A 19303-nucleotide genomic window follows, 5' to 3' on the forward strand; every position below is an offset into this window, starting at 1 on the left:
ATCGTATACCCTAAAGTAACATTTTTCAACCTTAAGAAATTAGAACTTTCTACAAATCTTGAGTTTACCCATCCACCGTGAGTGTTACCATAAAATCCTCTGGCAGGAATGCTTCCTGTAGGATTATCTTCCGACCAGGTATCGGTCACCAGTTGTGCCAGCCCATTGCCTGAAGAAATCGGGTTCAGGAGATCCAGTTTCTGCACATTTACCAATTTACCACCCGTTTGTGCCTGCATCACGATGTCCAGCTCAAATCCTTTATAAGTAAAACTGTTGGTGAAGCCAAAGTTGAACTTTGGAACTGCAGATCCCAGGATCACCCGGTCATCCGCATTGACAATACCATCGCCGTTCACATCCACGAACTTAGGGTCACCTGCTTCCGCATTCGGGTGTGTGGTGGTCAGCACCGGGTCACCTGTCTGGATGATGCCATCATACACATAACCATAGATAGAGCCGATCTGTTCGCCTACCCTGACAATAAAAGGAGTTTCAAAGTTGGCATTTCCTTCCGGCTTGAAGTTCCCCACATAGATGTCCGCATTATTAGTACCCAATGAGGTTACTTCATTCTTGTTGCTGGCGTAGGAGAAAGTGGTATTCCATTTAAAACCTTTGGCATCAATATTCCTGGTTTGGAGGAAGAGCTCGAAGCCTTTGTTGGTGACCTCACCTGCATTTCCAAAACGGGTCTGGAATCCATTGGAGGAGGCAATGGTACGATCTAACAGCAAGTCTTTGGTAACCTTGTTATAATAATCTGCCTCCACGATGATCCTGTTTCCGAGAAAGCTGAAGTCTAAGCCCAGATCCAGCGCATTCGTTTCTTCCCATTTCAGGTCAGGGTTGGAAAGTCTGGTGATGGCAATTCCATTCACTGTTGAGACGCCATCGAAGGTGTACTTAGTAGAATTGTCACTGGAGAAAGTAGCCTGTGAGATACCCGTTGGAATGCGGTCATTACCAGTAATCCCGTAGCTGACGCGTAGCTTTCCTGATTGAAGGATGCCCAGGTCTTTGACAAAACTCTCTTCATTAAAGTTCCATGCTACTGCTGCCGAAGGAAAATATCCCAATTTATTATTTGCACCAAATACTGACGAGCCATCAATACGGTAGGTACCTGTGAAGATGTACTTGTTTTTGTAATCATAGTCGATACGTCCGAACCAGCTCTTGCGTTTGATCTGCGTTTTGCTGGAGTAGGCCTGAAATACCGAAGCAACCCCCAGATTGTCATACCCCAGCTCATCACTACTGAAGTTTGTGGCATTGGTACCCACCTCTTTGTACATATACTTCTGGCCATTGTATCCCAGAAGGAGCTTCGTATTGTGGCCGGACTTATTGAAGGTATAGTTTGCCGTTGGGTTGATGATCAGGTCACGCTCATCAATATTGGTAACGCTGCCTCTCCCTTTTGTTGCCTGGGCGCTGATCACTGTAGATGGTGCGAAGTAAAGTGCTTCTGAGCGGGACAGGTCGGCACCCAAGTCCGACTGCAATACGAGGTTTTTGATAGGTTCATATTGAAGCGTATAATAAGCCTGCGTTCTGAAGGTCGAATTCTCACGGTCTTCCGCTTCGAGGAAGTGTAAAGGGTTTTGCGCATCACGACGCGCACTTATCCCACTGTCGAATGTTGAAGCAGGGTTTGCTTTCAGCACCTGCTTGAGGAACCCATTGATGGAAGAAGGTGCCAGGGGAAGGTCATTCTGGATGCCATAGTTTCCAAATACCCTTGCTGACATTTTAAATTTATCGTTGATCTCATGGTTGACGTTCACACGTCCACCGATACGCTTGTAGTTTGACTTCACCACTACCCCTGCCTGATCCATGTAGTCGAAGCTCGAAAACACATTCGTTTTGGCACTTCCACCTTCAAAACTGAGGTTATGGTTATTCACATAAGCCGTCCTGAACACCTGTTTCTGCCAGTCGGTACCCAATATCCCCTGTTGCAGGGAATCCAGTCTGCCTGCAGAATAGGGAGGTGTATTGCCTTCCTGTCTGGAGATTTCATTGATGCGCAAGGCATTCTGATAGCCATTCATCAGGTCGAACTGCTCCACAACGTTCTGAAAACCGCCATAGCTGTGCACATTGAGGCTGCTTTTGCGTCCAGAGCCACTTTTGGTGGTCACCAGGATGACCCCATTAGCTCCCCTTGCACCATAGATCGCTGTGGATGCCGCATCCTTCAGAATGGTGATAGAGGCTACATCATCAGGGTTGAGGGAAAATCCTACCTGATCACTTACCGGGAATCCATCAATCACATATAGAGGTTCCGAATTGGCGTTGATGGAGTTGGTACCACGGATCCGGATGGACAGTGCCGCACCGGGTGTTCCGTTGCTTTGGCTTACCTGCACACCCGCTGCGCGTCCCTGAAGCATGTTTGCCAAAGACAAAGATGACTTGTTCAGGTCTTCCGCTTTGAGTGTAACTGCTGAGCCGGTAAAGGTACTTTTGTTTTTTGAACCGTAGCCCACTACCATTACCTCAGTGAGTTGTTTGGAGGTCGACTTCAGCTGTACGCTGAGTACTTTTTGACTGCCTACAGTTACTTCCTGTGTCTGGAAGCCCAACATGGAAAAGACCAGTACAGCTCCGGGAGCAGCAGCAACCTTAAAAACACCATCGGAATTGGTAGCCGTGCTGATTTTAGTTCCTTTTACGGTCACACTCACACCTGGCACGGTAATATTTTCATCATCGGTCACCGTACCTGTGAGCTGCTGCTGGCTCTGCGGCACCTGAACCGCAACGTTGGCCTTCAGGCTTGCCGATGCAGGTGCTGGCAAGCAGAGTAAAGCACATACCATGAAGGTAGGCAAAACCCGGAATCCCAAAACTTCCAATCCTGGTGGCAGTTGTTTTTTAGTAAAAATTCTGTTCATAATCTGTTGTTTGGTTTAGTTAGCTATTTAACAGGGCGCTGAGCATTAATTTGATTTTGTTTTTTTATGTATTATGGTTCTTGTTTTTTCCGATGTCCGTTATTCCTGCCGCAGCTGATCCCCCTGTTCATGGAAAGGCCGGATCCTGATCCAGTCGACATACATATAGTCGCTATTGAAATCTGCATTGCCGATCCACCATGGAAACCAGATCCCGACCCAAAAATTCGAGGCGATGGTAGGCACCATATCATACGAAGTGTGCAGCAGCTGATTGTCATAATACCATTCCACGCGTCGCTTTTCTTCCTTACTACCGGTATGCCATTCAAAGCGGTAAAGGTGATACTGGCCATCAGTCTGGTTGCCAAAATATTTATCGGCATTTTTAAACTCATGAGCTTTCACACCACGCCAGTTGGTCATCAGTCCCCAATGGATGTCTGAATCCTTTGGGCCATTGGGTTCCTGATTTTTGCCAGGAAACTCAAAATCTATTTCATGGTTGATGCTGTCATTTTGATTGTAGTAAGTCCAGAATGCCGACAATGCCCCTGGTTGCGGGCAGATCTTCGCACGGATCTCATAGCTGCCTGAGGCGAACTTCTGGCGGGTAGAGATGGCACCCCCTACTTTGGTTTTCTGCCCATGGCCCCAGACGATCCCTTTGTACAGATTGCCATTGGCCTGAATCACCAGGTTACCATCTTTCAGGAAAACATTCCTGCCAATCACCCCACCATGTCTGGCCTTTGTGGTATCCTCCCCCCACTTCCGGTTCACCTTCTCCCATACCTTAGTATCCAGTCGCTTGCCGTTAAAGTCGTCAAAGAACTCCTGGGATTTAACGGTCAGCGCCATAGAACATAATATATAGGTGATCAGGAAATGGTTGATTTGGTTGGTCATCGTTAAGCAGGAAGTAGTTGGTTTAGCCCTTTGTTATTCTCCTTACAATAATACGCGGAGGCTGGTTTTAAACTTTTCCTATAATCCTATTTAACAGTAATTCCGTCCGCAATTTAATTTTAACAGTGTAAACGGCAACATTTTCTGCAAATAATTGATAAATTGTAATGAAATCAACACCTAACCAGAACTGAATGAGAATTACTCACCTGATCCTCTTTAAAATTTGCTTTTTTCTAACCATTACCGTCTGCGCACAACCTACGAACCTCAAGTTTCGCCAGATCGGAACAAGCCAGGGGCTTTCCAACAGCGTGGTGCAGACCATCTTTCAGGATCATCATGGCTTTATGTGGTTTGGTACGAGAGACGGGCTGAACAAATACGATGGTTACCATTTCAGCACTTATCGCCGAAGTGCCTCCAGCAAAAACACCATCAGCTCCAACGATGTTAAAGGCATTGTGGAAGATAAGCTGCATCATCTATGGGTGGCAACCGCCGGTGGCGGACTAAATATGCTGGATATGGAGAAGGAACGCTTTCTGTCGCCCCGAGAACTGCTTCCCAAGAATCTCCAGGTCAGTACCAGCATTCAATACCTGTATAAAGATAAGAAAGATAACTTATGGATCTGCAGCAGCAGCAAAGGTCTGTATGTCTATAATAAGAGCACCGGATATTACAAACATTACGGGACAATCGGTGCCATTGCCTGTGTAACCGAAGATGATAAAGGAAACATCTGGGTAGGGACATCAAACTCAGGGCTCTTTATCATCTCGCCTTCCGGCGCGATCGTCCGGCAGTTCAGCGTCGCTAACGGAAGCGGAAAAGGACTGTCAGATGACCACCTCCGCTTCATTTTCCAGGATTCGAAAAAGCGGATATGGCTAGGCACTTATGGTGGCGGGCTCCATTTATTTGATGCTACGACACAGGGGTTCAGGCGTATTAACTTTGAGAAGACAGGCTCGGATCAAACTATACACAACTTCCTGCTCTGCATGGAGGAGGATCTAAAGGGGAATTTGTGGATCGGCACAGAGAATGGCGGCCTCGCCATTTACAATCCCTCCAGTCAGCAATCCATCGCTTACCGGCACATCGACAACGATTTCACCAGCATTGGGAGCAACTCCATAAACTGCATTAAAAGAGATGCTAAAGGGAACATCTGGCTCGGCACGACGAACGCGGGCATCTCTATGGTCAGTGCCGATGAGTCCAACTTTGTTCACTATAAGTATGAGCAAACGAAAAACAGCCTGAGCAACAACATTGTCAACACTATATTTGAAGACGCCGCTCACCGCATATGGATTGGAACAGATGGTGGCGGGCTCAACCTTTTTAACCCTGCGGACGGCAAGTTCAAACATTTTTTGCACCAGTCGGGAAAGGCAGGAATCTGTGGTAACTTTGTGCTGAGCATCAATGAAGACAGGAACCACAACCTCTGGCTCGGTACCTGGGGGGATGGCATTTCCATCTTCAACTATGAGCAACAGTCCTGGAAACATCTGAAAAATGACCCCTCTGATCCAAATAGTCTGAGCAGCAACTATGCCTTTTCCATCTTCCGCGACAGCAAAAACAGGATGTGGGTAGGCACGTACGGTGCTGGGCTCAACCTGTATAATGAAGACAGTGGAACATTCAACAGGTTTATCAACCGCCGCACTGATCCGAAGAGCATCAGCAGCAACCACATCCTGACCATACACGAGGATGATGCCGGCACCATCTGGGTTGGGACCGATGGCGGCGGGCTGAACAAGTTCAACGAACGCGACAGGAATTTCACGGCCTATACACCTACCAGCGGACACTACCAGAAAAACAGCAAGAAGCTGAGCAATGAAAGTGTGACCTCCATCTGGGATGACAAAGACGGCAAGCTCTGGATTGGCACAAACTATGGACTGAACGTTTTTGATCCCTACCACCTGACCAATGAAGTACTACTGTCCGACAACGGGTTGTCCAATGATGCCATTGGCGCAGTCATTGGTGATGGTCGCGGTGCCGTATGGATCAGCACCAATAAGGGGCTCAGCAAATATAACCTGAAGACAAAGACCTTTGAGAATTTCTCTACTGCAGATGGACTCCAGGCAGATGAGTTCAAATATGCAAAATGCATTGACCATACCGGGCAGATTTATTTTGGTGGACGAAATGGTTTCAACGTATTCAACCCCGCAAAAATAAGCCCCTTAAACTATGATCCTCCTATCCTTTTCACCAGGTTTCAGCTGTTCAATGAAGATGTGAACGTTGCAGGTGATGAGGATGACCCTTCGCCACTTAAAGCGGCCATCAGCGAGGTGAAACAAATTGTGCTTTCTTATAAGCAGTCCTCCTTTTCATTTGAATTCGCTTCCCTGAACTACACTTCAGATGAGCATAAGCAGTACCAGTACAAACTTGAAGGCCTGGACGGTGAGTGGCATAAACTACAACGGCTCAACAAACTGACTTATACCAACCTGGATCCTGGAACTTACACGCTTAGCATCCGTGGTCTGAAGAACAATAAAGAATGGTCTGACCGGACTGCCAGCATTGAACTCATCATTACCCCGCCATTCTGGAAAACCTGGTGGTTTATGGGTTTGCTTTTGCTGATGATATCAGGCTTAGTACTGGGTATATTTTACCTCCGCCTTTCCGAGGTGAAAAAACGGAACCGGCAGCTGAAACAGGAAGTGGAAATGCGGACCATGGAACTGTCGGAGAGCAACTCCTTCCTGCTGGAAAGTAACGAAAAGATCAAGCTGCAGAATGAGAACCTGGAAGAGGTAAATAAGGAGATTGTGAGGAAAACCGACAAGATTCTGAACCAGCAGAAACAGATCCTGGTGCAAAACGAACAACTGGAGTCAGCAGTGAAGGCGCTTGAAAGCAGCAACCAGACCAAAGACAGGTTCTTTTCCATCCTTGCACATGACCTGAAAAACCCGATATCGGCACTCACAGGACTTGCAGACCTACTAAAAAACAGGCTGAATATGCTCGGACCTTCTGAGATTACCTCTTATGTGTACGACATCAGCCGATCGACACATTCGGTGAATACACTGGTGATGAACCTACTCGACTGGGCAAGGACACAGTCGGCCGAGCTCCATTACCAGCCTTCCTACATCTCCCTGCATGAGCTGGTTGCCAAAAATATTTATCTGGCACAGATACAGCTGAACAACAAAAATATCCATTGCCGGATCGACATCGACAGTAAACATGTAATTTATGCAGACTATCAGATGATCAATACGGTAATCAGGAACATCATCGGTAACAGCATCAAGTTCACTCCCGTGGCCGGGGAGATTGAGATCAGCTCTTTTTATACAGCAGAGCAGATCACGATCAGCATCTGCGATAATGGCGTGGGCATGTCCGGTATGCAGCTGGAACAGCTGGAAAACCAGCAGCCAATGCCCTCACTGGGCACCGCCGGAGAAACCGGAACAGGCCTGGGACTGCAAATCTGCAGGGACTTTATCAAAAGAAACCAGGGCCAGCTGAAGATTGAGAGCCTGCCCGGCCGGGGGTCATCGGTCATCATTACACTGCCGGGAGCTTCGGAATTATCCGCCAGTGCCCTTAAAGACAGTGCCCTACCCTTCATGTCTAGCCTTTATACGGACGAAACGGCAAATGAGGAGGCCGCAGAAGAGCTGTTTCCACCACAGCAGAAGCAGCTGCTCAAGGGAAAGCGTATTCTTATTGTGGACGACAACCGGGAAATCCGGAATTACCTGAAAATACTCCTGTCGGGGACTTTTGAAATCTTCGAAGCTGAAGATGGCAGGGATGGCATTCAGAAAGCCACAGAAAACCAGCCGGACCTGATCATCACTGACCTGATCATGCCGGTGATGGACGGACTGGAGTTTTGCCATAGGACCAAAAACAACCTGCTGACCAGTCACGTGCCCGTGCTGATGTTAACAGGAGAAAGCAATCAGGAAAGTCAGATTTCCAGTTATGAATCCGGTGCAGACATCTACATCAACAAACCGATCAACAATAAAATCCTGCTGAGGGTCATCTATAACCTGATTCACAATAGGGAGAATGTAAAAAGAAAATATACGGTATCGGAGGAATTGATTCCGGAGAACCTGGATTACAATAAGCTGGACCGCGAATTTCTGGAGCGGATGAGTGTGTTCATTGAAGCACACCTTTCACAGGCTGATCTCGACTACAAAAAGCTGAGCGAGCATGCTGCGATGAGCAGAACGGTACTCTATTCCAAATTTAAAATGCTGACCGGTATGGGTGTGCATGATTTTATCAAGAACATCCGACTCAAAGCGGCATTGAAACACCTTCAGGAAGGAAAGCTGAACATCAGCCAGATCGCCTACGAGGTGGGGTTCTCGACGCCTTCCTATTTCTCCAAAAGTTTCAGCAAACAGTATGGCCTTACACCAAAGGAATATGTCGCCTCCTTAAAACAAAACGCAGTAGACATCCGCGGCCTGGCAGAATAGCGAATACCGGACAGAATTACATCCAATCAGGATCATTGGAAATTCCTGAGGGCAGATCTATGATAGTTTTGAGACATGAGAAATCTGATGAGCACGCGCAGCAACCTGACATTGGTTTTGAGCGCACTATTTTTGGCACTGACCTGTTTGCATTGCACTGCACAAAGCAGCAACGGCAATGACCATACTGCCCTGACTTACAGCTGGGAAATTGACCAGCAAACAGGAAAACACGAACCTGTGCTGGTGCTGAAGAACAGTGGCAGCGGCGGTATAAAGATGTCTGGGTTAAGCCTTTACTTCAACTCCATCAAGAAACCTATCCTTGGAGCCGGCCATCAGCAGCAGCTTCAGATGAGCCAGGTCAATGGAGACCTGTTTAAGATCCGCAGCAAACCCGGACTTACAGAAATTGCTGGCAACGGTAGTCTAAGGATTTCGCTGACTGTACCTGAAATCCGCAATTATACAGAATTGCCCTCCGGATTTTATCTCGTTTACGACCGCGAACCGGGAAAAGGTCATCCCCTGAAGAACACAAGTAAAGCCATCCCGGGTATCGAACCCGCGGTCGCCCTGACCTCCTACAAAAATAACGAGCAACTGAACACCCTGCCCCTTTCCGCACCTTCAATAGTCTTCCCTACACCTGTAAGTATTAAAATGCTTCAAGGATCTTTTACGGTTAATCAGGATACCAGGATTGTCAGTGATCCAACGTTTACCAAAGAGGCACAGTTGCTGGCCGATGAGCTGGGAGTACTTCTAGGTAAAAAACCAGGCATAGTTACTCAAAAGACAACGAATCCGGCGATTGTACTTCAACGCGGTGAGTCTCCTGAGGGAGGCTACCTGCTGAGTTCAGGTCCTCAGGGCATCACCATCACCGCCAATGAGGGCTCCGGCATATTCTATGGCATCCAGTCGTTGAAGACCATGCTTCCTGCGGAAAGCTGGGCAGCGAAAAGAAAACAGCTCATTGTACCTGCGGTAGAGGTGAGCGATGCGCCAAGGTTTGGCCACCGCGCTTTTTTACTGGACATAGCGCGTAATTTCCAGTCGAAAGATGAGGTGTACAAAATCATCGACCTGATGGCTTTATATAAGATGAACGTCCTGCACCTGCACCTCAATGACGATGAAGGCTGGAGAATTGAGATTGATGGTTTACCAGAGCTGACGAGCATTGGCTCCAGACGTGGACATTCGATTGCAAACGATATGTTGCCCCCCTCTTACGGTTCCGGCCCGGGAACAGACAATCCTTTCGGCACCGGATATTTCAGCAGGAAAGAATACATAGCGTTGCTGAAATACGCAGCTGCACGTTATGTAGACATCATTCCCGAAATTGAAACCCCGGGTCACGCCAGAGCCGCCATTAAGTCCATGGATGCCAGGTACGACTATTATATGAAAAAGGGTAAAAAACAGGAAGCAGAAGAATTCCTGTTACGCGACAGGGCGGACAGCTCTGTATATCGCTCCGTTCAGGGCTGGAACGACAATGTGATCAATCCCGCCCTCCCTTCTACCTATCAGTTTATCAGGAAAGTAACTGGCGAACTGGTCAGGATGTATGCAGAGGCCGGTGCCCCGCTAAAGACCATCCATATGGGAGGAGATGAGGTACCTGAAGGCGTATGGGCCAAATCTCCTGCGGTATTACAATTGCTGGAAAAAGAACCATCTATTGGATCGGTATACGGGATGTGGAAATACTATTTCAGTAAGGTCAACGACATTTTAAAAACGCAGCACCTGTACCTTTCGGGATGGGAAGAGATTGGTCTGAAAAAGACACTGGTCAATGGAAAGGGAAAATGGATCACCGATCCTACAGTGTCAGGCCGTGGGTACACCACTGATGTCTGGAACAACATTATCGGGACCGGCGCGGAGGATCTCGCCTACAAACTGGCGAACGGAGGATTCAAGGTGGTACTTTCAAACGTCACCAACAACTACCTCGATATGGCTTATAACAATAGTTTTTATGAGCACGGCATGAATTGGGCAGGCTTTGTGAATGTCGACAAGCCATTTTATTTTATCCCATACAATTATTACCTCACGACAACCGAAAATGAATACGGGGAGCCTGTAGCGCAGTCCTTTTTCAGGAATAAAGATCAGCTGAAAGCAGAATCCAAAAACAATATTATTGGATTACAATCCGCACTATGGTCGGAAACGCTGGTGGCTGAGGGCCTTCTGGAGTATATGGTATTGCCTAAGCTGCTGGGCTCTGCTGAGCGTTCATGGGCAAAGGACCCTGCATGGAGTGGTACTCAGGGAGCCATTTTTAGCAGTCAGGAATACAAACAGGCATGGAGCACGTTTACCAGTACCATTGGACTACGTGAGCTGCCGAGACTTGATCACTACAAGGCCGGCTTTCTGTACCGGATTCCGGAGCCGGGTGTGCAGCAGCGGGACGGAAAGGTATACGCCAATGTGCAGCTTCCTGGATTTGAAATCAGGTATACCACAAATGGCGCAGAACCAGATGTGCAGAGTAAAGTGTATACAACGCCGGTATCGGAAAAAGGAACCATCACCCTGAAAGTTTTCAATCATGTGGGAAGGTCAGGTAAATCCGTCACCGTCCAGAACAATTAAAGGTACATTTGCAACCCAATCAGAGACCGTCTGTCATTTTGTATGGCAGGCGGTTTTCTGTTTTACTTTTTTTTGTATGCACACCTGTACCCATAAAGAATTTTTTTTCTGTATCTGCAACCATAAAATGAAGGGCTACATTTACATTTCATGCACCTCAGCCCCCTTCCTTGCTCACAAATCCATTGATAAGGTCTTCAATTTCTTTCCTCTTCTTTTTTACAGATCCAAAATCCAGTATCCCCCTCTGAATCTTTACGTTTATCACCACAGCATGTTGAGCGGCAAAAAGGTTGACAATATAACTCTGCTTCTGTATTCCGCCGAAAATCCACAAGCAGACATGGTCTCCAGCTGGCGGCAGCGCTTTCTCCGCATAATGATTGCGGATAAAGTGAATAAGTTCAATGTTTTTATCTTTCTCAAGCCCCGTTTCGAGGAGCTCAACTTTGTATTTTCTTCCTAATACGACCAGGGTATAACAGCCTGTGATCAGCATAAATCCTCCAAAAACGAGCAACTTCCATTGTTCATCCTGCGCCGCCATCAGTCCTTTGTACATCACGACCGGAGCTATCGCAATGGTTGTAAAAACTATGACATAATTCAGGATGTAATCGGCCTTATGAATGGCTTGAATCTTATTTTCGAATTGTGTCAGCTCTAATTCTGAGGTGTTCATCTTATGCTTATATTTGATAAATATCCGGACCTTCATCGAAGCGCTCTTTGATCTTTAGGTGGTAATTTGTGTAATTTTCAAAGACGGTTGATCAGCCAGACTAATTTAGTACAATTTTACTTTATCGGATAAAAATTGAGGAACCTTTAACCAGAAAACAATGTTCACCATCGCAGAAATCAAAGCAGCACATAGCAATGTAAAGTCTGGTGCCGACTTCCCCGCATACATCACCACAATCCATGGGATGGGTGTAATCAGATACGACGTATATGTTTCAGACGGACACACCGACTATTACGGCGAGCGGGACTTTAAGATCTCATCAGATGGAAAGTACGATCAGCTGACCATTTCAGATGTTTCCAATCCCGGGCAGTTCAAGGTTGACCTGAAGGCACACCAACAGGGCAAGACAGATTACCTTACCTTTTGTAAGGATGCTGCAAAGTCAGGAGTTTACAAATGGCAAGTGGTGATGAAGACCTTAACCTGCATTTATTTCGACGGCGCAGGCCAGGCGCTTCTGGCGGAAATAATCCCGCAATAGTGGCAAATGTCTGTGCATGCTGTTATGACGGCCTGCACCTAGATCATGATGGTAACATCGGCGTAAAACTTTGCGAATGTGCAGTCCTCTTTATCGCTCTTTGCAACTGATGTTTGTATGTTTACGGGATGAAAGGCATTGAAACGTTAGAAGATTTTTATAAAGCACGGTTGAATTCAATTCCGGGCCGGATAAAAAATGAGATCGGGCATTTCAACGTGCTCAGGTTTGAGGACTTACCGGGTTGCAGTGTTCAACCCATCCCTTATAGCAGGAGGGAATATTTCAAAATCGGCCTGATCAAAGGAGAAAATAAAGTCTACCTGTCGGATAAGACCATACACATCAAAAAACAGGCACTTTTATTCGCCAACCCAGATGTGCCTTATAATTGGGAGGCCATCGGTGCGGCACAAACTGGCTACTCCTGCGTGTTCACGGAAAGTTTCTTTCATCATTTTGGCAACCCGAAGGATTATTCAGTATTTCAGCAAGGTGGTAACCCGGTGATCGAGCTAACGGATGAACAGACCGCAAGAGCAACAGACATATTTGAAGAAATGCTGGCCGAGTGGGGTTCCTCTCAACTGCATAAGTACGACAGGATGCGGGTTCTGGTATTTGAGCTTTTATACAATGCAGAAAAAACACAACCAGTACCACTTGCAGCAAAAAAATTCTCTAAGGCCTCAGAGAAAATCTCCAGTCAGTTTTTAGATCTTTTGGAACGACAGTTCCCGGTTGAAAACACAGGCGGCAATTTAATACTGCGATCTGCGTCTGCTTTTGCAGAGCAGCTGGCTGTACATGTCAACCACCTGAACAAGGCCGTTCGGGAAAGACTGGGCAAACCGACCTCACTTGTCATACAGGAAAGGATCCTTCTGGAAGCGAAAATCCTGCTGACTCACTCCCGTAAGGACATATCAGAAATCGCCTTCAGTCTGGGGTTCAAAGAAAATTCTCATTTCAATAACTTTTTCAAAAAACACATGGAAATGACACCCACTCAATTCCGGGACATTTGATTTTTGCAATCATTGGATTGTTTTATGCTCTCATAAAGGATACTTAGCGCGCTAATTTTGTCCCATCATTTTTATTAAAACAAAGAACAATGGCAAAAACAATTTTCATCACCGGTGCTTCAACGGGCATCGGAAAAACAACAGCGCTATATTTTGCTGCCAAAGGCTGGCAGGTGATCGCAACGATGCGCAATACGCAATCTGCAGCGGAGCTTGCGGAAAATAAAAACATCACGTTGCTTACCCTGGACGTCACCAAGCCGGAGCAAATTGCTGATGCTGTAAAACAGGCAACTGAGATGGGACAGGTAGACGTAGTCCTGAATAACGCCGGCTACGGCACCGTTGGCCCTCTGGAAGGCACCTCTGATGAAGACATCAGGCAAATCATAGACACTAACTTCCTGGGTGTCATCCAGCTGACCAAGGCATTCATTCCGCACTTCAGGGAGAGACAAAGCGGAGTCTTCATTACCATCTCCTCCATCGGGGGCCTCGTTGCCTATCCCTTCTTTTCCCTCTATCATGCGACAAAATGGGCCATTGAAGGCTGGACGGAGAGCATGGCTTTCGAGCTAAAGAATTTTGGCATCCAAATTAAGACCGTACAGCCCGGCCCTACCAGGACTGATTTCGCAGGACGTTCGCTGGTGATTCCTGAACATGCCGCCTACACCGAAATGTTTGACAAGTTTCAGAAACTATTTTTCAACGAGGAGCTGATGACTAACCTGGACGCTGCCGAAAACGTATCAGCAGTCATTTACGAAGCAGCGACTGATGGCAAAGATCAACTACGCTACCAGGCGGGAGCAATCGCTACCGGCGAATATGAAAAAAGACTGAAATTGGGAGCTGAAGGTTTCCACTGGGATCTGGACAAAGCGTTTTTTGGATAAGATCTGACATCATAAAACATGCTGAGTAGCATGTTTTATGATTCTTCAACGATTCCGTCACAATGAAGACAGGTTATTTTCGAACTGCGACCGGAACCTAAGGCCTTTCCCTAGAAGCGTTCTTCGATCAGCTCCCTGTTGATCATCGCCCCCGCCATTGCGCCAGCGCTGATTGCATTAGACACAGAGCGCATCGCTGAGGTACTGTCCCCCGCCGCATAGGCACCTTCAATAGTCGTCTTTTGAAAAGCATCTACTTTAATATGCCCCTGTTCCGTAAATTCGCAGTTCAGCATTTCGGGAATATCGGTATGTTGCACAAATGCCGGCCTGGCATACATCGCGTTGATCTCCAGTTCAGCACGATTTTTAAAAATGACTTTCCGGAGGTGGCCATCCTGATGTTCCAGTCTTTCAATTTCATCTTCCACGATATTGATCCCATGTTTAACTAACTTGTCCCGCTCAGCAGCCTGGATGGTGGATTTCCCATTCGTCAAGATGGTCAGCTGCTCCGTCCAGTTGGAGATCAGCTTACCCATCTCAAAAGCGACATCGCCATTGGCAAGAATTCCAGTTTTTTGATGACTATATTCATAACCATGGCAATATGGGCAGTGGATGACCGAGATTCCCCAGCATGCTGTAACACCATCGATCTCCGGCAGCAGATCTTTGATACCCGCAGTAAACAGAATTTTGGAAGCATTAAAGCGCTCGCCACTTTTGGTGGCTACCTCAAAGGCCGTTCCTATTTTTCTGGCAGTTAAAGCCTGATCATGAATAAACTGTACCGTATCATATTTCAATACCTGCCCTTTTGCAATTGCAGCGATTTCCGCAGGCGGCACGCCATCCTGGGTGATCAGGTTGTGTGATTGAGGCGTCTGCCTGTTACATGGTAAACCGCTGTCAATGATCAGGGTTTTTCTCAGCGACCTACCAAGTGCCATTGCGGCTGAAAGGCCTGCGTAACTGCCACCGATAATGATGACGTCATAAGTATTCTGTTCTGTCATAAGATTATTTTTTTGAAATGAAAGCAGGGGAACACCGGCAGTAAACAGCGCTACTGCCACCCCTCCTCTTGCAATAAAAGAACGTCTGGACAATTTTCCCTCAACTGATTCCGGATCGATGTGCATCATGAGAAAATGGATGTTGTCAGACTTGCGTTAGGTGTTGTTTTCTGAAAGCGGCAGGGCTCAATCCAGTATGTTTTTTAAAAAACCTGCCAAAGTAAGACTGTTCGGAGAAGTTCAGCTCCGCAGAAACCTGGGCCACTGTCAGGCTGGTTTGTATCAGCAGAGATTTCGCTTCGCTGAGTATGTAGTCGCGGATAAACTCACTTGCAGGCTTCCCCGTCTCCTCGCGCACACTGTCGTTTATATAATGAGGAGTCACATACAGGAGCTCGGCATAATCCATTACCTGTCGCTTGATCAGGTAGTGCTGCGCCACCAGCAGGCGAAAGCTTGAAACCAGATTTTTCTTTTTAGGAAGGTTCATCAGCTCAGCCTGCTGCTGACTTTTATAAATCCTCTCCGCTTCAATCAGCAATACGTTCAGGTATAAGCGGACCAGCAAATCGTCGTTATGTGTTTTACGGGCGCAATATTCAAAAGACATCTTCTCAAAGAGTCTGACAATGTTGTCCGCCTGCAGGTCCGACAACTTCATTGCATGGTCTTTTTCCGGCTGAAAGAAAGGATATTCGCTGAGCCGTACCTGATCCCGCAGACAAAGCAGGAAATAGTCCGCATCGAAGATGCAATGAAAACCTTTCAGATCCTTGCTCCAGTGGCTGATGGTGTGCAATTGGTTTTCAGGGATAAAATAGAGCATGTTGGCACCAAATTCATAACTATTAAACCCAATGGTCTCTTTTACATTTCCGGCGGTGATCAGTACGATGGTATAAAAACTTCTTTTTGTCGATCCCAGCATGTCACTTTTCATCAATGCTCTCAATTTCTCCAATGGAGCAACCTGAAAGAAGTTGTTATGATTCAGCTGTTCAGAAGTATGATGACCATGATCGGTTGCAGTGGCACACAAGGACTGCTGAGCAGTCATGAATCCTTGCCTGAACTCCTGCAGGTTATTGATCTGTTTCACTTTTTTCGCCATCATATTCCTCCTTTAATCTGTTTAACAAAGATACATGGAACTATATTGTAATAATAGGACAAACCGTGGCACTATTATCACTTCCGATCATCGGTCAGCCATTTCCAAATTGTATGGTTTCAGATTTTTTTCAATTCACCATACCGGTACCCTACTTATAAATCATCAATCCAGACTGATTTCATATAATCAAAACCAATTATTTTGAAAATAGTTAAATAACTATCAGCGAGCACGATCCTTTACTATTTAACTAAAATCACAATTATGAAAAAGATACTATTTAGCCTGACCCTATGCTCAGTTTTATTCATCTCCGCCTGTGGATCTGAAAACACTGCTGACGGGAGCATGAAAGACTCATCTTCGGTGGATTCCACAGCAGCAGATACTACCGGAAGGCAAGCCATACCGTCAAACACGAAGGTTACTTCCAGTGTCGACAAATCTGGAATAAACGCAAGCCCGAATAATTAATCATTCATTTAATAGCAGCATCATTCACCTTCCGCGATGCTGCTGTAATCAAAATCACTAAGGACAACATGAACCTTTTTTAGTGCTCCTTTTTCTCCATCTTTCGCCGGATTAAAGATCATCACTTCACTGGCGACCCACTCTCCTCCTTCAGGTCGAAAATCAATATCCATATAATGTTTTCCACTGATGAATGTTAAGGGCAGCACATTCCCCTTCATAGGTCTGAACTGAATGATGATGTTTTCAAAGCATTTATCGAAGGTTGGTTTCCCTGTCTTAGCATCTGTAATGATCAGACAACTGTCATTTGTGATGCCAACTGTTGATAAACCATCTGCCGTTTTAAAAGAAGGTATGTTTACAGTGGATGTGTCCTGCTGCCTGACACTCCTCAAGTCCGAGCGCTGCTTAAGTTGGCTGTCACCTGATAGTTCAAGAGTGTCAGCTACAGCTTTTTCAGTCCTTTTTGTGCCTGTACAGGCCATAATAAGGACTGAAAGCAGGATTGCCAGGAAATATTTAGAATTAGTCAGCTTTAAGTTTTGGGTTTCTGTAACCATATCGTCTCGTCTAAACTGCCTTAAGATAGTACGATTGCGGCACATGAACAACATGGAGTACACAAAACTTTATACCAGATAAATGGTTATCTCAGTATGAAAGCATCTATCAAGAGAATCGTAATCGTTGGGGGAGGTTTTGCAGGGCTGAATCTCGCCAAGAAGCTGGCTAATCACGACATCTATCAGGTGACACTTGTCGACAAGAATAACTATCATTTCTTCCCGCCGTTACTCTACCAGGTATCGACCGCATTTATAGAACCTTCCAATATCTCCTACCCTTTCCGACGCATGTTTCAGGAAAAGAGAAACCTGAGTTTCTTTATGGGCGAGCTGCAACAGATCAACCATCAAAGAAACTATATTGAGACAGAGAATGGAACGCTGCACTACGATTATCTGGTGCTGGCCATGGGTACAGAGACCAATTACTTTGGAATGGATAATGTGAAAGAGAAGTCCATGCCGATGAAGACCATTGATGATGCACTAAAATTGAGAAACCACGTCCTTCTGCAACTGGAGGAAGCAGCACGCTCGCAAAACATCAAGGAGAAAGAGAAATTAGGAAATGTGGTCATTGCCGGTGGCGGGCCAACAGGTGTCGAGATCGCAGGGATGCTGGCCGAGATGGGCGGAAATATTGTATCAAAAGACTATCCTACCGCAAGAAAGGGCGTAGGAAAGATTTATCTTGTTGATGCGTTGGGGACACTGCTGGCACCAATGTCAAAAAAATCACAGGACGAGGCCTACCAGGTGCTTTCAAAGTTGGGTGTACAAATTATGCTCAATACCACGGTGAAGGACTATACCGGCGACAAAGTCATATTTGGTGATGGTCAAAGTATCACTGCAGCTACGCTCATCTGGGCATCAGGAGTAATCGGCAGACCAGCTCCGGGATTACCGGAAGAAGTAATTGCCCGTGGAAGAAGGATTATGGTTGATGAATACAATAAGGTAAATGGACTGGAAAATGTATTTGCCCTTGGTGACATCAGCCTGCAGCAAAGCGATGAGCAGTTTCCTAAAGGACACCCGCAGCTGGCACAGGTAGCCCTTCAGCAAAGTGCATTGCTCGCACATAATTTCCTGAACATGGCGGAAGGAAAATCACTACGTCCATTCAAATACAATGACAAGGGAAGCATGGCGATCATTGCAAAGTTTAAGGCTGTTGTAGACCTCCCGAAGGGGTTCTTTAAAGGTTTCTTTGCATGGCTGGTATGGTTGTTTATCCACATCATCCCTATCGCAGGATTCCGAAACAAATGGATGCTGGCGATGAACTGGTTCTGGAGTTTTGTAACGAATGATCCAACATTAAGGCTGATCATCAGACCGGAAAAGCAAAAAAAGGAACAACCTAAAAAGGAACTTCAGCCTCTGGACGTCTAGAAGACATCAGGTAGTCGCAATGCCTCCAACGGCAGCGATGAGTCCATTTTCAAATCGAAATTCCATGCCATGTTCGGTATCCAATTCGTAACGGATGGTCAATTTGACGGTATGACCTTCCAGCACACGAAGGTACATCAGCTCTTTGATATAGGGATCATGTTTATCAATGGTGTCCACATTTAACGGTGGTTCTCCCGACTCCTCAGTATGTTCATAATAATGTGCATACAGTCGCTGGTATCGCTCAAAAGCTTTTTGACACAATTCATCCAGACAGCTTTCCATGTTATTCATGAAATGCTGATAGGTCGCAGCGAAACCATCGAGTTGCGCGGAGGTTGGGGCTTCTTCAATTTCGTCACCATCCTCATCAAACTCTTCACCCAGGAAGATCTCTATATCGGAACCTTGAAAAAAAGAATGATTAAAAGTAATGTCTGAGGAGAAACCCGCCCAATCCTGTCCGACATTGCCCCAATAAGGATGTATCTGCATAATTTTAGATGCTATATTTTGAATGAATATTCAGCTAATAGTGTTCCAATTTCAAAATAGCGTTTATAAAATTTCATTTCTTGTTTTTATATTCTTATTACGCAGTCACCTCATGAGCAAC

At 46.1% G+C, this 19303-nt stretch carries 14 protein-coding genes; 7 read left to right on the top strand and 7 right to left on the bottom strand.

All coding sequences use genetic code 11. From position 1 onward, the window contains the following. Together PBAL39_RS21465 and PBAL39_RS21470 are read right to left on the bottom strand one after the other, a co-directional pair. On the bottom strand, positions 1–2912 hold a 2912-nt coding region (locus PBAL39_RS21465; protein ID WP_008245579.1), incomplete at its 3' end, for a TonB-dependent receptor. 99 nt (positions 2913–3011) lie between these two features. After that, positions 3012–3821: a glycoside hydrolase family 16 protein gene (locus PBAL39_RS21470; protein WP_008245581.1), complete on the bottom strand. Its 810-nt coding sequence runs from the start codon at positions 3819–3821 to the stop codon at positions 3012–3014. Positions 3822–4015: 194 nt separating this feature from the next. On the opposite strand from PBAL39_RS21470, the gene PBAL39_RS21475 reads away from it, so the two are divergent. Together PBAL39_RS21475 and PBAL39_RS21480 are read left to right on the top strand one after the other, a co-directional pair. Further along, on the top strand, positions 4016–8329 hold the full coding sequence (locus PBAL39_RS21475) for a two-component regulator propeller domain-containing protein (protein ID WP_008245585.1): 4314 nt from the start codon (positions 4016–4018) through the stop codon (positions 8327–8329). A 75-nt stretch (positions 8330–8404) separates the two neighbouring features. After that, positions 8405–10951: a family 20 glycosylhydrolase gene (locus PBAL39_RS21480; RefSeq protein WP_008245586.1), complete on the top strand. Its 2547-nt coding sequence runs from the start codon at positions 8405–8407 to the stop codon at positions 10949–10951. A gap of 157 nt (positions 10952–11108) precedes the next feature. Here PBAL39_RS21480 and PBAL39_RS21485 read toward each other — a convergent pair whose 3' ends face one another. Continuing rightward, the gene (locus tag PBAL39_RS21485; protein ID WP_157274164.1) at positions 11109–11633 is read right to left on the bottom strand and encodes a hypothetical protein; all 525 of its coding nucleotides are present in this window, start codon (positions 11631–11633) and stop codon (positions 11109–11111) included. Between the two features lie 160 nt (positions 11634–11793). Between PBAL39_RS21485 and PBAL39_RS21490 the strand changes: the two genes are divergently transcribed. From PBAL39_RS21490 to PBAL39_RS21500, 3 genes are all read left to right on the top strand, one after another. Beyond that, complete coding sequence (locus PBAL39_RS21490) at positions 11794–12183, top strand: DUF1398 domain-containing protein (RefSeq protein WP_008245607.1); 390 nt, start codon at positions 11794–11796, stop codon at positions 12181–12183. 128 nt (positions 12184–12311) lie between these two features. Continuing rightward, entirely contained in the window at positions 12312–13211 is a 900-nt protein-coding gene (locus tag PBAL39_RS21495) for an AraC family transcriptional regulator (protein ID WP_008245608.1), read from the top strand. An 89-nt stretch (positions 13212–13300) separates the two neighbouring features. Further along, positions 13301–14110: an SDR family oxidoreductase gene (locus PBAL39_RS21500; protein ID WP_008245609.1), complete on the top strand. Its 810-nt coding sequence runs from the start codon at positions 13301–13303 to the stop codon at positions 14108–14110. A gap of 110 nt (positions 14111–14220) precedes the next feature. Here PBAL39_RS21500 and PBAL39_RS21505 read toward each other — a convergent pair whose 3' ends face one another. After that, the gene (locus PBAL39_RS21505; RefSeq protein ID WP_008245610.1) at positions 14221–15258 is read right to left on the bottom strand and encodes an NAD(P)/FAD-dependent oxidoreductase; all 1038 of its coding nucleotides are present in this window, start codon (positions 15256–15258) and stop codon (positions 14221–14223) included. 16 nt (positions 15259–15274) lie between these two features. Then, positions 15275–16243: an AraC family transcriptional regulator gene (locus PBAL39_RS21510; RefSeq protein ID WP_008245611.1), complete on the bottom strand. Its 969-nt coding sequence runs from the start codon at positions 16241–16243 to the stop codon at positions 15275–15277. 264 nt (positions 16244–16507) lie between these two features. Here PBAL39_RS21510 and PBAL39_RS25470 point away from each other — a divergent pair, with 264 nt between their 5' ends. Beyond that, positions 16508–16717: a hypothetical protein gene (locus tag PBAL39_RS25470; protein WP_157274165.1), complete on the top strand. Its 210-nt coding sequence runs from the start codon at positions 16508–16510 to the stop codon at positions 16715–16717. Positions 16718–16737: 20 nt separating this feature from the next. Here the strand turns inward: PBAL39_RS25470 and PBAL39_RS21515 are convergent, their stop codons facing one another. After that, positions 16738–17280 carry a hypothetical protein gene (locus PBAL39_RS21515; protein WP_008245613.1) on the bottom strand — a complete coding sequence of 181 codons (543 nt, stop codon included), beginning with the start codon at positions 17278–17280 and terminating at the stop codon, positions 16738–16740. Positions 17281–17376: 96 nt separating this feature from the next. Between PBAL39_RS21515 and PBAL39_RS21520 the strand changes: the two genes are divergently transcribed. Then, positions 17377–18684, top strand: coding sequence for an NAD(P)/FAD-dependent oxidoreductase (locus tag PBAL39_RS21520; RefSeq protein ID WP_008245614.1), 1308 nt, complete (start codon positions 17377–17379; stop codon positions 18682–18684). 6 nt (positions 18685–18690) lie between these two features. Here PBAL39_RS21520 and PBAL39_RS21525 read toward each other — a convergent pair whose 3' ends face one another. After that, the gene (locus PBAL39_RS21525) at positions 18691–19182 is read right to left on the bottom strand and encodes a hypothetical protein (RefSeq protein WP_008245616.1); all 492 of its coding nucleotides are present in this window, start codon (positions 19180–19182) and stop codon (positions 18691–18693) included. Positions 19183–19303 lie beyond the last annotated feature (121 nt).

Source organism: Pedobacter sp. BAL39, assembly GCF_000170795.1.
Lineage (GTDB): Bacteria > Bacteroidota > Bacteroidia > Sphingobacteriales > Sphingobacteriaceae > Pedobacter.

Coding starts and splice junctions, on each gene's coding strand:
- PBAL39_RS21470 (WP_008245581.1), bottom strand. CDS start 3,821: ATGACCAACCAAATCAACCATTTCCTGATCACCTATATATTATGTTCT.
- PBAL39_RS21475 (WP_008245585.1), top strand. CDS start 4,016: ATGAGAATTACTCACCTGATCCTCTTTAAAATTTGCTTTTTTCTAACC.
- PBAL39_RS21480 (WP_008245586.1), top strand. CDS start 8,405: ATGAGAAATCTGATGAGCACGCGCAGCAACCTGACATTGGTTTTGAGC.
- PBAL39_RS21485 (WP_157274164.1), bottom strand. CDS start 11,633: ATGAACACCTCAGAATTAGAGCTGACACAATTCGAAAATAAGATTCAA.
- PBAL39_RS21490 (WP_008245607.1), top strand. CDS start 11,794: ATGTTCACCATCGCAGAAATCAAAGCAGCACATAGCAATGTAAAGTCT.
- PBAL39_RS21495 (WP_008245608.1), top strand. CDS start 12,312: ATGAAAGGCATTGAAACGTTAGAAGATTTTTATAAAGCACGGTTGAAT.
- PBAL39_RS21500 (WP_008245609.1), top strand. CDS start 13,301: ATGGCAAAAACAATTTTCATCACCGGTGCTTCAACGGGCATCGGAAAA.
- PBAL39_RS21505 (WP_008245610.1), bottom strand. CDS start 15,258: ATGATGCACATCGATCCGGAATCAGTTGAGGGAAAATTGTCCAGACGT.
- PBAL39_RS21510 (WP_008245611.1), bottom strand. CDS start 16,243: ATGATGGCGAAAAAAGTGAAACAGATCAATAACCTGCAGGAGTTCAGG.
- PBAL39_RS25470 (WP_157274165.1), top strand. CDS start 16,508: ATGAAAAAGATACTATTTAGCCTGACCCTATGCTCAGTTTTATTCATC.
- PBAL39_RS21515 (WP_008245613.1), bottom strand. CDS start 17,280: ATGGTTACAGAAACCCAAAACTTAAAGCTGACTAATTCTAAATATTTC.
- PBAL39_RS21520 (WP_008245614.1), top strand. CDS start 17,377: ATGAAAGCATCTATCAAGAGAATCGTAATCGTTGGGGGAGGTTTTGCA.
- PBAL39_RS21525 (WP_008245616.1), bottom strand. CDS start 19,182: ATGCAGATACATCCTTATTGGGGCAATGTCGGACAGGATTGGGCGGGT.